This window comes from Sorangium sp. So ce131 (assembly GCF_051519095.1).
Classification (GTDB): Bacteria; Myxococcota_A; Polyangia; order Polyangiales; family Polyangiaceae; genus Sorangium.
On sequence record NZ_CP150455.1, the window covers coordinates 36271 to 50390 of the forward strand.

The following is a 14120-nucleotide window of genomic DNA, read 5'->3' on the forward strand; positions in this document are numbered from 1 at the left end:
GGTTGCTAACTTCCCTGCACCGAAGAGGAGTCGTCCGATGCGCCGTTGCTTGACCCATGCCCTTGTTGCGGTGGCGATGACCGTGCCGCTGAGCGCGCTCGCGCAGGAGAACCCCAACTGTCCTCCCGGCGCGTGGTTTTGCGAGGAAGTGGAGCCGCCTCGCGACGGCGCCGGGGAGCCGCCGCCCGCCCCCGCCCCCGAGGAGGATGCCCCGGCCGAGGTGCTGCCCCCGCCTCCGGCCCCTCCGGCCCCGCCGCCCCGCCCCCGTGCAGGCCGGCGGGCTCAGCCGCCGGTCGTCATTTACCAGACACCGTCGGGGCCGCCGCCGCAGGTAATCGTCGTGACGCCCGGGGCCACGCCGCCGCCCCGCGTGATCGTCCGTCGCATGGCCCCGCCTGTTCCGCCGGCGCCTCCGAAGAAGCGCTGGCGGCGTCAGTGGGGCGTCAACCTCCGGATGGAGGGCCTCATGCTGGGCGAGGAGCACGGCGGGGCCGAGAACGCCGGGATGGGCGGCTTCGGGATCAGCCTGCGTTACCGGCCGATCCCTGCGTTTGCGTTCGACCTCGGCGCCGACTTCCTCGGAGGCACCGACTACAACGGCCACGAGCGGACGGAGGTGCCGCTCTCGTTGAGCGGCATCCTGTTCGTGAACCCGCGCAGCCGCACCCAGTTCTACTTCACGGGGGGCCTGCACGTAGCGCACGCCGACGTCGAGCAGACTTGGAGCAACGCTGCGGCCGGCGAGGAGTTCTCTCCGAACGCGGAGTACGACTACTTCGGCGCGCACGGCGGCATCGGCCTCGAGTTCCGGCTCTCCCGCCGGCTCGCCCTGAACATCGACGCGCTCGGCTTCGTGCGCAGCCGCACGGATGACGGCGTCGTTCCCGAGTTCAGGGATCCCGACACCGGTCGCACGACCGACACCTCGGGGGGTGGGCTCTTCCGGGGTGGGCTCACCGTCTACTGGTGAGCGGTTCGCCGTCGCCGGCTGTGCGCCCTGGCCGGTCGGGGCGCGCGGTTTCTTCTTCCTGAGGGCTCCCATCGCGGTCCGGGTCGGCTCCAGGCGGTATAACGCCGCGTCGTGCCCCACGCCTTGACCCTGCGCGCGCTCCGCGGTCGCGCCCCGCTGCTCCTCTCCGTCGCCGGCGGAGCGACGTTCGCCCTCACCGCCCCGCCCACCGACCTCTACCCCGCCGTCATCGTGGGCCTCGCCCTGCTGGCGGCCGCGGTCCACGACGCGCCGACGTTCTGGCGCGCCTTCGGGCGCGGCGCCGCGTGGGGAACGGCCGCCGGGGTCGTGGGCCTGCGCTTCGTCCCGGAGGTCATCCAGCGCTTCACGCCGCTCGGCTCGGCCGCCTCGTACCTCGCGCTCGTGCTGCTCGCGGCGGCTCAGTCGCTGGTCTGGGCGATCTGCGCCGGCATCACGAGCGCGCTCCTCCGGCGCGCGCGCGCTCCGCTCGAGCTCGCGTTCGCGGCCGGCGTGCTCGTCGCCGTGGCGATCCCGACCGTGTTCGCCTGGACGCCGGCGGGCCTGCTCAGCCCCTGGCCGGCGCTCGTCCAGCTCGCCGACGTGATCGGCGAGCGGGGCGTCTCCGCGCTGTTCGCCGTGGGCGCGGCCCTGCTCGCCCGCGCGGGGCTCGCGGCCTTCGGACGGGCGCCGGGCGGGCGCCCGCTCGCCCGCGACGCCGCGCCGGCGCCGGCACCGCTGACGGTCCGCGGGCGCCTCTCCCGCGCGGCGGTCCTCCCGGCGCTCGCGAGCGCGGCGTTGTTCGGGTTGCTCGCGGTGTACGGCGCGCTGCGCATGGCCGCGGTGGAGCGCGCGAGCGCCGGCCTGCCGACGGCGCGGGTCGCGCTGGTCAACCAGGCCGTCGGGCCGCACGAGCGCTGGCAGGTGAAGAACCACCCGCGGATCCTGCGGACCTTGCACGAGCTCACCCGGCGGGCCGAGGCCGACGGCGCCGAGCTCACGGTCTGGCCGGAGGCGGCGTACCCCTACGCGCTCTCGCACGACGCCCGGCAAGCGCCGCGCGGCGGTCGGGCGATCCTGGGGCCCGGTGTCCGCGGCCCGATCCTGGCCGGGTTGATCAGCCATGCGCCGCCCGTGAGGGGCCCCGACGGGGTCGAGGAGCGGAACAGCTACAACTCCGCGACCCTCGTGCTCCGTGACGGGAGCATGCAACCGATGCAGGACAAGCTGCAGCTGCTCTGGTTCGGCGAGACGGTCCCGGGAGGCGCCTACCTGCCGTGGCTACGGCGCATCTTCCAGAAGAGCGGCGGGCTCATCGCCGGGGCGGAGCCGCGCGCCCTCACGCTCCCACGGGAGCAGGGGCCGGAGATCCGGATCGGGGTGCTCAACTGCTACGAGGACACGCTCACCGGCGTCGGGCGGTGGGTCACCGGGGCGCTCGTCCCGAACCTGCTCGTCAACATCACGAACGACGCCTGGTTCACCGGGAGCGCCGAACCCGAGCTGCACGCGCGGCTCGCCGTGATGCGTGCCATCGAGCTGCGCCGCGATCTCGTGCGCGCCGTCAACCAGGGCGTCGCGTCTTGGGTCGACGCCCGCGGCGTGGTGCGCAGCCGCGACGAGAGCGCCGCGCCGGCGGTGATCTTCGCCACCCCGGCGATCCGGGACACGCCGCTGACGCTCTACACCCGCCTCGGCGACGCGCCGCTCGCCTCGCTGATCGCCCTCGCGATCGTCGCGTGCGCGATCCGGGCAAGGCGCTCCACGCCGAAGATCTCGCTCGACGCGGGAGGTTCCACCACGGAGCCGCGTCCGGTCCCGAGGGATCCGGAGCTCGAGTCGCCCGATGCCGCCGCGCAACCGGCGGCCGGCGAGGTGCCGCTCAGCCGTCCTTGAGGGCCTTCACGGGCGCCGCGCGGAGCTTGCGGCTCGCCGGCTTGCCCTTGATGGTCATCGGCTGCTTCGTGAAGGGGTTGATGCCCTCACGGTCCTGCGTGGCCGGGATCTCCTTCGCCTTGATCTTCACGAGGCCCGGCACGGTGACCTCGCCCGGTCCCTCCGGCCCCAGCTCTCTCTTAACGAGCTCGCCAAGCGCATCGAGCACGCTGGCCACGGACTTCTTGTCGAGGTTGGTGGCCTCAGCAAGGCCAACGATCATCTGCGCCTTGGTCAGCTTGTTCGAACCGGGCATGTTTCCTCCAAGTCGAAAGGGGGCGTCCGTTTAACAAGCGAGGTTTCGCATCGCAAGCGATAAGTCACTGCGCCCTCGTCTTATTCGACCGCGCGGCGCCGCCTCGGGCCCCGATTCCAGTGGGACTGCTCCCCCGAGACGCCGCGGCGGCCTCGAGCTCCCCGGTCAAGGTCGTCATTTCGCGCTCTTCTGCGTCGGTTTTGTGGTCGTAGCCGAGCAGGTGGAGCAGGCCATGCCCGAGCAGCATCGTGATCTCGTCGAGCAAGGGCCTGCCGCGCTCCGCGGCCTGCCGTGCCGCGGTATCGACCGAGACGATCACATCGCCGAGCAGCCCTTGCCACGCCGACGGATCCACAGGACCGCGCCGGCCGCGCTTGCGGGAGCCGGCGCCGTTCTCGTCGATCATGGGGAAGGCGAGCACGTCCGTCGGCTTGTCCTTGCGGCGGTACGTGCGGTTCAGCTCGTGGATGGCCGGATCGTCCACCAGGGCCACGGAGAGCTCCACGCCTTGCAGCGCCAGGTGGGCGAGCATCTTGAGGGCCCGGCGGCGCACGACCGCCGCCGACACCCCCTTGAACGGCCCGCCCTGCGTCGTGATGGAGACGACGGTGGGGGCAGCCAGGCGGCTGCCTCGTCGCTTCGTCCCCGAGCTCTCCTTGCGCTGTTCGGTCACGGCGCCCGCGATGCCAGCTCGGGGATCTTCTTCGCGTCGGCCAGGAACTGCGCGAGCCCGACGTCGGTCAGCGGGTGCTTGGCGAGCTGCTTGATGACCTTGAGCGGCAGCGTCGCCGCGTGTGAGCCCGCCATGGCCGCCTGCACGAAGTGGACGGGGTGCCGCACGCTCGCGGTGAGCACCTGCGTCGGGAAGCCGTAGTTCCTGTAGATGGTCACGATCTGCAGCACGAGCTCGATCCCGTCGCCCGCCGCGTCGTCAACCCGGCCGACGAACGGCGAGATGTACGTGGCCCCGGCCTTGGCCGCGAGGAGCGCCTGGGCGGCCGAGAAGCAGAGGGTCACGTTCGTCTTGACGCCCTCGGCGGCGAAGATCCGGACGGCCTTGAGCCCCTCGTCGATGAGCGGGACCTTGACCACCACGTTCCGGTGAATCCTCGCGAGCTCGCGCCCCTCGCGGAGGATCGCGTCCCGCTCGACCGCCACCACCTCGGCCGAGATGGGCCCGTCGACCACCTCGCAGATCTCGGCGATCACCTGCTTCGTCGGCCTGCCGCCCTTGGCGAGCAGCGACGGGTTCGTGGTCACGCCGTCGATGACCCCCATCGACTGCGCCTCCCTGATCTCCGCGATGTCCCCTGAGTCGATGAAAATTTTCATGGTCCTGCCTCCCCCGGCCGCCGCGTCGACCCCCCGGGCTGCCGGGCCGCTGCGGCGGTCCACGGCTACCCGGGCCGGCGCGGCGGCCCATCGCTGCCCGGGCCGCTGCAGCGGCCCCTTGTTGACAGTGTTCATGTGGGGGTCAGGCGCAGGAGCAAGGGCCCCGCGGGGCCTCGGTTGCGGCGACGCAGCCTGCCCGGCGAGCGGGCGGGGTGCGCAGGCTCAGACCGTCACCTCGTCCTCGGCGCCGTGGCACAGGTGGAACGGCTTGCCGCTGCCGCAGGGGCACTCCTGGTCCTGCGTGACCGCCGGCTGCGGCAGCGCCGGCGCCGGGTTCGCGCCGATCGGGAGGGACTCGTCGTGCTGCGCGACCGCGTCGAGCAACGCCGCCGCGTGCCGCGCCCGATCGGCCGCCTCGATCTGCTCCTCCTCTTGCTCGGCGCGCCTGACGTTCACGCTGAAGAGCTTGGTGACCACGTTCGAGGAGACGCGGGCCACCATGTTCACGAACATGTTGTAGCCCTCCTTCTTGTACTCCTGCTTCGGGTCCTTCTGCCCGTAGCCGCGCAGGCCGATGCCGTCGCGGAGGTGATCCATGTCGGTCAGGTGGTCGACCCAGGCCTTGTCGAGCTCCTCCAGGTAGAGGTGGCGGAAGATGCGCAGCGACAGCTCGACCCCGATCTCCTCCTCGCGCTTCACGAACGCGCCCTCGGCGCGATCGTAGAGCTCCCGGGCCAGCGTCTCCTGATCGCCGATGTGCGAGACCTCGTCCGGCAGCTCGACGCCGAAGTGCTCGCGGAACCCCTGGAAGATGCCGCCCCAGTCCCAGTCCTCGGGCGGCTTGCGCGCGGGGCACGACTCCTCGACCATCGCGCCGATGATCCGGTCCATCAGGTCGAGCAGCCGCTCGCGCTGCTCCGTGAGGGCCAGGGGCACGAGCGCGGCGCACTCGTCATAGATCTCGAGGACCTTGTCGGCGCGCGACTCGAGCTCCACCTTCACGCCCCACCGCGTGTAGATCTCGCGCTGCAGGTTCTCGAGCTCGACGAACCGCTCCGTCTTCTCGAAGTCCTTCCGCTCGATCTCGCGGCGGTTGCCGTCCTTGTCGAGCGGCATCACCGGATCGTTCGCGAACATCCCGAGCAGGTAGCCGACGTCCGGCCGGACCAGCTCCACGATCGACGGGAGCGGCTTGATGGCCCGCTTCTCTCCGGTCGGCTTGCCCTCCTCGTCGAGGACCTCGGGCTGGTAACGACCGACGAGCAGCGACTGGCGCATGTCGTAGATCGTCCGGCGCTGCGCGCTCATCACGTCGTCGTACTCGAGCAGGTTCTTGCGGATGTCGAAGTTGCGCTCCTCGACCTTCTTCTGCGCGTTCTCGACGCTCTTCGTGACCCACGGGTGCTCGATGGGCTCGTCGTCCGGCATGCCCATCCGCTCCATCAGGTTCTTCACCCGGTCCCCGGCGAAGATGCGCATGAGGTCGTCCTCGAGGGACAGGTAGAACTTCGACGTCCCGGGGTCGCCCTGGCGGCCGGCGCGGCCGCGCAGCTGGTTGTCGATGCGGCGCGACTCGTGCCGCTCGGTGCCCAGGATGTACAGCCCGCCGAGCTCGCGGACCTCGGCGCCCTCGGCGGAGCACTCCTTCCGGATCTCCTCGACCAGCGCCTCGAACGCCTCGGGCTCCGCCTCGGCGCTGCGGTTCTCCTCCTTGAACTTGAGCTTCGCGAGCATCTCCGGGTTGCCGCCCAGGATGATGTCCGTGCCGCGCCCGGCCATGTTGGTCGACACCGTGATGGCGCCCTTGCGGCCCGCCTGCGCGACCACGTACGCCTCGTTCTCGTGGTGCTTCGCGTTGAGCACGTTGTGCTTCACGCCGCGCTTCGTCAGGATCCGGCTGATCGCGGTGCTCTTCTCGACGCTCGTCGTGCCCACCAGGATCGGCTGGCCGATCTCGTGCTTCTCGAGGATCTCGTTGATGACCGCGGTGAACTTCTCCTTCTCGGTCTTGTAGACGAGATCCTCGTAGTCGACGCGGACGACCGGCTTGTTCGTGGGGATGATTGTGACGTCGAGCTTGTACGTGCTGTGGAACTCCGCGGCTTCCGTGTCCGCGGTGCCCGTCATCCCGGAGAGCTTCTTGTAGAGCCGGAAGAGGTTCTGGAAGGTGATCGTCGCCATCGTCCGGCTCTCCTCCTGGATCCGGACGTTCTCCTTCGCCTCGACCGCCTGGTGCAGGCCGTCCGACCAGCGCCGGCCGGCGAGGACGCGGCCGGTGAACTCGTCGATGATGAGCACCTTGCCCTCGCGCACCATGTAGTTGACGTCGCGCTTGTAGAGCGTGTGCGCGCGCAGGCACTGGTTCAGGATGTGCAGCGTCTCGAGGTTCACCGGATCGTAGAGGTTCGTGCCCTTCAGCACCTTGAGCGCGGAGAGCAGCCGCTCCGCCGTCTCGACCCCCTCGTCCGTCAGCGTCACCGAGTGCGCCTTCTCGTCGACGGCGTAATGCTCCTCGTTCCGGAGCTGGGGGATGACCTCGTTGATCTGCTTGTACTTGTCGCTCGAGCGCTCGCCCTGGCCGCTGATGATGAGCGGAGTCCGCGCCTCGTCGATGAGGATGGAGTCGACCTCGTCGACGATCGCGTAGTGCAGCGGGCGCTGCGCGTACTCGAGCGCCGAGAACTTCATGTTGTCACGCAGGTAGTCGAAGCCGAACTCGTTGTTCTGGCCGTACGTGATGTCACAGCGGTAGGCGTGGCGCTTCTCCGCGTCGCCCTGCTGGTTGACCACCACGCCCGTCGAGAGGCCGAGGAAGCCGTAGAGCTTGCCCATCCACTCGGCGTCGCGCCGCGCCAGGTAATCGTTCACCGTGACGACGTGGACGCCCTTGCCCTCGAGGGCGTTCAGGTAGCAGGGGAGCGTCGCGACCAGGGTCTTGCCCTCGCCGGTGCGCATCTCCGCGATGCTGCCGTTGTGGAGCACCATGCCGCCGATGAGCTGCACGTCGTAATGGCGCATCCTGAGCGCGCGCCGCGACGCCTCCCGGCACACCGCGAACGCCGGGACCAGGATGTCGTCCAGCGTCGCACCGTTCGCGAGCTTCTCCTTGAACTCCGCCGTCTTGCCCCGGAGCTCGGCGTCCGAGAGCTTCTGCAGCTCCGGCTCCATCCTGCCGATCGCCTCGACCCGGGGTCGCATGCGGCGAATGGCACGCTCGTGGGAGGTGCCGAAAATCTTCTTCATCGCCCAGGTGAACATCTTTACGTGCCTTGGCTCCGCGGCGGTCGGGTTAGGAAGAGGGGTCCGGCCGAGGAACGCGAACGTAGTCGCGCCGCGGGCGCCGCGCAATTCCGGGACCGCGCGCGGCGTCGACAACGCCGCCGGCGCGATCCGCCCGAGCCCCGCAGGCCGGGCGCCGTCAAGCGCGAGGGCGGCCCTGTCGGTCGACGCCGCGGCCGCGCGCGTGCCGTCCCCCGGAGGCCCCCGGCCCGGTCACGGCTTCCTGCCCGCGCGCGGCCCTCGGCGGTTCCCGCTCGAGCGCGAGCCGCCTCCGACGGAGGCCCCACGGTGCGCCGCGCCGCGAGGCGGCCGCGCCCTCCAGGAGGGATGCCGTGGTGCACGAGGCGGGACTCGAACCCGCAAGCCTCGCGGCGCCGGAACCTAAACCCGGTGCGTATACCAATTCCGCCACTCGTGCGCGCGGACGCTTGTGGCACCCCACGCCAGCCTCATCAAGCTGGAAAATGAGTTTGCCGCGGTGCGCCGATCGCGTCAGCGCGGTGTGGGCGGGATGACCCGGACGGGAGGTGCGGGCGGCAGGTCGAACCTGGACCCGCCGGCGGATCGGCCGACATCGCCGCCGCTGCGGTGCCCCAAACCTGGGCTGGCCCGTGCGCACGAAGCGCGCACCGGCGGCGGGCGGCGCGGTAGGGGAGCCGACAGCGTGGGGGCTCCGTCGTCGCCGGGGCGGAGAGGCCGCCGCGAGGGAGCGCGAAATGGGCACAGCGGCGGCCGACGGCGCGGCGGGGCGATCTCACCCGCGGCGCCGCGCGAACGACAGCGTTGAGGCCGGGATCCTGGGCCGGCGAGCGCCGGGCGCCGGCGCGGGCGCGCCGTCGGCACGTGCGTTGCGAAGGGGGCACCGTCCGCGGACGCGGATGCTGCCGCTGGAAGACGGGGAGTGCCTCGGGGCCGTCCTCGTCGATGCGGCGCACCTCGACATCCAAGCCGCAGGGATACCGATGACGTACCAACCGAACGTTCTCCTCCTCGATCAGGACCATGTCCTGCGCAGGGCCACCGCGCTCTTGCTCTGCAACCGCGGCGCGCTCGTCAGCCAGGCCGCGACGCTGGAAGAAGCGATTTCTCTGTCTCTCGAGTGCGCTTACGACGTCGCGCTGATCGATCTCGCCCCCGGGTTGCCAGGCGCCCGGGAGATCCTGGCCCGCCTGCGGCGCGAGGGCGCGGCGCCCCGGCGGACCGTGTTCTGCGCCGACGAGCCGATCTCGTCCGACAGCGCGAGCGACGCGAGCGAGGTCCTGCTCAAGCCGTACGCCTTCGGCCGGCTGCTCAGCACGATCTTCGTCGATGCCGGCCCGCGCTCCTCGGAGAGGTCCGGGGTCTTCCCGCGGCTGCGGCTGATCAGGGGCGACCTCGGCAGGCCGCAGCCCGGGGCGGCGCACGAGCAGGGCGCAGACGCCGCCGGGGGGGTCGCGCCGGAGGGCGACGCGGCGGAGACCCGCGCGGCCGCGTCGCGCGGGGGCGCCGCGGTCGAGGCGCGCGGCGCCGCCGTCGTCCGGCTCCAGCGCAGGGCGCGGAGCGGCCCCTCCGGGCGGGCGATCAGGTCGACGCGGCGCGCGCCGCGAGGTGCGCGTCATCCAGGATGACGATCCGCCGGCGGTCGAACGAGATCAGCCCGGCGCGCCTCAGCTTGCCGAGCAGCAGGGTGACCGTCTCGCGGGTGGAGCCGATGAGCAGCGCGATGTCGGCGTGCGTGAAGGGGGCCGACACCAGCTGGCCGTCCGCGTGCGGCTGCCCCCAGCGCCGCGCGGCGGCGCGGAGGAACTCCAGGAGGCGCGCCTCCACGCTGCGCAGGAGCAGCGAGCCGAGGCGCGCCTCGGTCTCGAGCTTGCGCGCCACGAGCGCGGCCGTGAGCGCGGCCCGGAGCCCTGCGTCGACGGCGAGGAGCCGCTCGAGCCCGGCGAGCGGCACCACCAGCGCCTCCCCCTCGTCGAGCACCGTCGCGTTCTCGGCCGCGTTCGGGCCGCCCGCGAGCGCGCCCTCGCCCACGAGATCGCCGGGCCCGCGGTGCCCGAGCGGAAAGACCCGCCCTTCGGTCACCCGCTCGACCTTGACGCGCCCCGCCCCGAGGAGGACGACATGCCGCGGCGGCGCGCCCTGCTGAACGAGGCGCTGCCTGCGCGCGAGCCGCTCGACGCCGCCGAGGTCGAGCAGCGCATGCCGGCTCGGCGCGGCCAAGTCGGCGAACGGCGAGCAAGCGAGGATCCGCTCCTTCGCCGCGTCCAGCGAGGCCCCGCCGATCACCTCCCCGCCCGCGCGCGTCAGCGCGCGCACCTTCGGCCGATCCATCGCCCCCTCGCCCAGCCTTTCGGGATTTCAAGCCTCCCGATCGGACGCCGATAGTGCAACGATCCAGGAAGAGGGCCAATCCAAACCCGCTGACGATCCGGCTTCCCGGGAAGAACGAAAAATCCAGCGGCAGTACAGCGCCTGACGGGTGTTCAGCGCGGTAGATGCAGGCCCCGTGCTAATTTTTGGTACAGACGTGAAAGCAAGACCCGGGCCGCGGCCCGGTTCGATGCTACGTTGGGGGTGAGGCCACCAATGAAACAGTCGATGGCACGAACCTCGCGCAATGCCCCGGCCCCCCTTCGGCGGGTGGCGCAGGCGGCGAACTGAGAGAAGGAGCTCCTCATGGGCATGGAGATGAAGCTCCAGTTCAAGCTGTCCCAGCAGCTTGTGATGACCCCGCAGCTGGTGCAGGCCATCCGGCTGCTGCAGCTCTCCCGGCTAGAGCTGGTGGACGAAATCAGGAAGGAGCTGGACGGCAACCCGGTCCTCGCGGACGACATGACCGACCCCAAGGCCCGCGACGGGGAGAAGGGGGATCAGAGGGGAAGGAACGCCGAGCTGCCGACCGAGCAGCGGCTCGAGAACGGCGAGCGGTTCGACCGAGACACCGACATCGCTGCGCGCGAGACGGAAAAGCGGGTCAAGGAGGTGGACTGGGAGCAATTCCTGGAAAACCGCCAGCTCCAGCAGGCGATGCCCGCGAGCCGGGGCGGCTTCGAGGAGCTGCCGCCGATCGATCAGAACCTGACGAAGCCGTCGAACCTGCGCGACCACCTGCTCTGGCAGCTGCAGATGAGCGATTTCGTCGAGAACGAGCGGCAGTTCGCGCTGCTCGTCATCGGCAACCTCGACGAGAAGGGCTACCTCGACCTGAAGGGCGGCGAGCGCCCCGACGGGACGAGGGACGCCGACCTGAGCCTCGCGGACCTGGCGCGGGAAGCGGAGCTGCACCCCGAGGACGCCGAGGAGGTGCTGGCGATGATCCAGCGCTTCGACCCGGTCGGGGTCGCGGCGCGCGACCTCTCGGAGTGCCTGCGGGTGCAGGCCGAGGTGCTCGGCTTCGACGAGATCGAGATGGCGATCATCAAGGACCACCTCCACAACGTGGAGCGGCGCAACTTCGGCGCGATCGCGAAGGCGCTGAAGATCCCGCTGGAGGACGTGTACGACGCGGTCCAGGAGATCCAGAAGCTGGAGAGCGTGCCGGCGCGCAACTTCGCGGAGGTCGACGAGAAGACCATCGCGATCACCCCGGACGTCTACGTCATCAAGGACGGCACCCAGTTCGTCGTCACCGACAACGACAAGGGGCTCCAGCGGCTCTACATCAACGAGAACCTCGCCCAGCGGATGCTCAAGGACCCGAAGGCGAAGGAGTTCATCAGCGAGAAGCTCCGGAGCGCCCAGTGGCTGATCCGGGCCATCGAGCAGCGGCGGCGCACGATCATCAAGGTGACCGAGTGCATCGTCGAGAAGCAGCGCGAGTTCCTGGAGCGCGGCGTGGGCTACCTGAAGCCCATGATCCTGAGGGACGTCGCCGAGTCCGTGGGCATGCACGAGTCGACCATCTCCCGCGTGACCTCGAACAAGTACGTGCACACCCCCCAGGGGCTCTTCGAGCTCAAGTACTTCTTCAACTCGTCGATCCACAGGGTGGCTGACGAGGACATCGCCTCGGAGAGCGTGAAGCAGGCGATCAAGAAGATCATCCTGGCAGAGGACAAGTCGAACCCCTACAGCGACCAGGCGATCGTCAAGATCCTGGAGGAGACGGACGGCATCAAGATCGCCCGCCGCACCGTCGCCAAGTACCGCGAGATGCTCGGGATCCTGAGCTCGTCGAAGCGCAAGAAGATGTTCTGATGCACGCCGCGCGCGCCGCGCGCTGCGTCCACGGCGCGCCGCGCGCCGCGCGCCGCTACGTTGACCACGACCGCGACCGCGACCGCGACCGCGAACGCCACCACCAGCCATGCACGCCGAACCGCTGACGGCCGCCAAGCTCTTCGAGCGCTACTTCGCGCCCTACTACCCCGCCGACGCGCTGGCCGACCTGGCGGGCGCGCGCGCCACGGACGCGAACCCGGCCGGAAACCCGTCGATCCTGGCCCAGATCGAGCACGCGGCGGCGGTGTTCGCCCGGCTTGCGCCCGAGGCGTTCGGCCTGCCCGACCTCGAGCTCGATCTCTCCGACGCCTCCGTCCACCGGCTCGGCGCGGCGTTGACGCGCGAGCGACGCGACGCCTGGCTCGCGCCGGGGGCAAGCCCGACCGGCGGCTCGCCGGAGCAGGGGGCAGGCGCGCCGTCGATGCTGGTCACGCTCGTGACGCACGGGGCGCTCTATGTCGGGGCGTGCGTGGTCAAGAACCACGGGGGGAAGTGGCAGGTCCGGAGGCCGCTCTGGGAGTCGCTGGTCCGGCTCGAGTCGATGGCGGGCACGGGCGATCTCGCGATCTTCCAGTGGTGGCTCAAGTCGCTCAGCGACGAGGAGATCGACCGGGGGAGGCTCGCCGACCGGTACCGGACCCACGTGGAGGTGCCGACGTTCGACGCCGCGAGCCTGCCGGTGATCGCCCCGGACGACCGGCGAATCCCGAGGCTCGCGAAGGTGCGTTACGACACGCTGTACAAGCACCTCCGCGCGCACGTGCCGGAGCTGAAGACCGTGGGTGAGGACTTCCCCTCCCCGGAGCGCTTCGAGGAGATGGCCTTCAAGAGCATGGAGTTCGTGCTGCTCGGCGGCGGACGGATGCTCCTCCTGCACGGCGCGACCGCGGAAGGGGTGCACCTGTTCTGGCTGGACGCGCGCGGGTTCGTGAAATCCGCGTACTACCCGGCCGACAGCTTCCCCGCCCACGTGGTCCAGGTCGACGGCCAGAAGATCCGGGTGATCGTGCCCGTCCGCGGAGAGACCCAGGCGCACGAGATGCTCTGGTGGGGAGCGTGAGCGACCGCGCCGCCGCGCGCGCGGGGCTCGGGCTCGCGCACGGGGCGCGCCGGGGGTAGGCTCGCCCCGTGCTGTCGCCCGACGTCCGCTTCGAGGGGTTCACCGCGACCGACTGGGTCCGCGTGCTGTCGCTGTTCCGGCCCCGGCGCGCGGCCGGCGGCGCGCGCGACGCGCGCGACGGAGGCCAGGCGCGCGGCGGCGTCGTCGCGGTCCGCGCGGGCGGCAAGCTGAGGAAGCTCGTGCACACGGACGCGGGCCGGCTCCGGATCGACGAGGGGCCGCGCGCCGCGCCGATCTCGGCGGAGGAGCTCGCCGCGCGCCACCACGCGAGCTGGGCCGCCGTGATCGAGGCGGGCAGCCTCGAGGCGATCGTGGAGCGGTTCGGGGCGCGGGTGCGGCGCGGCGACGACCTCATCGCGCAGTCGATCCTGCTCTTGCAGCTCGCGCGCGAGGAGCACCTCGCCGGCAAGATCGATCTCTGGCCGGCGCGGCTGCGCGGCGTGCCGATCCCGTCGCCCGGCGTCGTGCGCGGCACGATGGAGTCGCTGGCGGGGGTCGGCAAGACGATGGTGGTCGGCCTCTTCGAGGGCGGGGAGCTCTGGACGAGCGTGGCGCTCCGCCGCGACGCGCGCGGGATCAACCTGATCCTCGGGCCGGACGAGGTGCGGGAGGACATGGGGCTGCTCGCCGGCGACTGGCGCCGCGACTACCGCCACCTCTCGCGCGCGATCGAGGAGCGGGCAGGGGAGCTGTCGCTCGGGTGCTTCGCGGAGGCGGAGACGATCCGCAAGCTCGAGGTCGATCCGAGCCCGGGCGCCTGGGCGCGGGCCGTGGCCGTGCGGGACGTGATCCTCGCGCCGGTGCCGGCGGCCCTCGCCATCCCGCTCGGGATCGACGCGGGGCGCGCGGCGCTCGCCGCCCTCCGGTCGATCGCGGAGCGGATCGATCCCATGGGGGTCGTGGGGCCCGCGGTGCGCGCGGTGCTCGAGCGGGCCGGGACCGACAGCGACATGGCCGCGATGCTGCCGTTCCACCCGCTGGAGCTCCTGCGCAAGCTGCTCAGCCGGGAGCGCTGAGCCGGCGCGGCAGCG

11 protein-coding genes and 1 tRNA gene are annotated in these 14120 nt (G+C 71.3%); 6 read left to right on the top strand and 6 right to left on the bottom strand.

Going from position 1 to position 14120, the window contains the following annotated elements; all coding sequences use genetic code 11:
- Positions 1-37: 37 nt before the first annotated feature.
- Both WMF43_RS00125 and lnt read left to right on the top strand, forming a co-directional pair.
- A complete protein-coding gene (locus WMF43_RS00125) occupies positions 38-970 on the top strand; it encodes an outer membrane beta-barrel protein (protein ID WP_437676456.1) in 933 nt (310 codons plus the stop codon).
- A gap of 111 nt (positions 971-1081) precedes the next feature.
- Positions 1082-2863 carry an apolipoprotein N-acyltransferase gene (gene lnt / locus WMF43_RS00130; RefSeq protein WP_437676458.1) on the top strand — a complete coding sequence of 594 codons (1782 nt, stop codon included), beginning with the start codon at positions 1082-1084 and terminating at the stop codon, positions 2861-2863.
- Here lnt and WMF43_RS00135 read toward each other — a convergent pair.
- From WMF43_RS00135 to WMF43_RS00155, 5 genes are all read right to left on the bottom strand, one after another.
- Positions 2850-3158 carry an HU family DNA-binding protein gene (locus WMF43_RS00135; protein ID WP_437676459.1) on the bottom strand — a complete coding sequence of 103 codons (309 nt, stop codon included), beginning with the start codon at positions 3156-3158 and terminating at the stop codon, positions 2850-2852. The genes lnt and WMF43_RS00135 overlap by 14 nt on opposite strands.
- A gap of 64 nt (positions 3159-3222) precedes the next feature.
- Positions 3223-3831: an rRNA maturation RNase YbeY gene (gene ybeY, locus WMF43_RS00140; protein WP_437676461.1), complete on the bottom strand. Its 609-nt coding sequence runs from the start codon at positions 3829-3831 to the stop codon at positions 3223-3225.
- Entirely contained in the window at positions 3828-4490 is a 663-nt protein-coding gene (gene fsa / locus WMF43_RS00145; RefSeq protein ID WP_437676463.1) for a fructose-6-phosphate aldolase, read from the bottom strand. Before fsa ends, ybeY begins: the two co-directional genes overlap by 4 nt.
- Before the next feature lie 222 nt (positions 4491-4712).
- Positions 4713-7748: a preprotein translocase subunit SecA gene (secA, locus tag WMF43_RS00150; RefSeq protein WP_437676465.1), complete on the bottom strand. Its 3036-nt coding sequence runs from the start codon at positions 7746-7748 to the stop codon at positions 4713-4715.
- Between the two features lie 354 nt (positions 7749-8102).
- Positions 8103-8187, bottom strand: a tRNA-Leu gene (locus WMF43_RS00155).
- A gap of 460 nt (positions 8188-8647) precedes the next feature.
- On the opposite strand from WMF43_RS00155, the gene WMF43_RS00160 reads away from it, so the two are divergent.
- Positions 8648-9376 (top strand): response regulator, encoded by a 729-nt coding sequence (locus WMF43_RS00160; protein ID WP_437676467.1) that lies wholly within the window; start codon positions 8648-8650, stop codon positions 9374-9376.
- Here WMF43_RS00160 and WMF43_RS00165 read toward each other — a convergent pair.
- Positions 9330-10079, bottom strand: coding sequence for a Crp/Fnr family transcriptional regulator (locus WMF43_RS00165; RefSeq protein WP_437676468.1), 750 nt, complete (start codon positions 10077-10079; stop codon positions 9330-9332). The genes WMF43_RS00160 and WMF43_RS00165 overlap by 47 nt on opposite strands.
- Positions 10080-10424: 345 nt before the next feature.
- Between WMF43_RS00165 and rpoN the strand changes: the two genes are divergently transcribed.
- The 3 genes from rpoN (at position 10425) to WMF43_RS00180 (ending at position 14105) form a co-directional block, all read left to right on the top strand.
- Positions 10425-11945 (top strand): RNA polymerase factor sigma-54, encoded by a 1521-nt coding sequence (rpoN, locus tag WMF43_RS00170; protein ID WP_437676470.1) that lies wholly within the window; start codon positions 10425-10427, stop codon positions 11943-11945.
- A 109-nt stretch (positions 11946-12054) separates the two neighbouring features.
- On the top strand, positions 12055-13029 hold the full coding sequence (locus WMF43_RS00175; RefSeq protein WP_437676472.1) for a hypothetical protein: 975 nt from the start codon (positions 12055-12057) through the stop codon (positions 13027-13029).
- Between the two features lie 68 nt (positions 13030-13097).
- Positions 13098-14105 carry a hypothetical protein gene (locus WMF43_RS00180; RefSeq protein WP_437676473.1) on the top strand — a complete coding sequence of 336 codons (1008 nt, stop codon included), beginning with the start codon at positions 13098-13100 and terminating at the stop codon, positions 14103-14105.
- Positions 14106-14120: the final 15 nt, after the last annotated feature.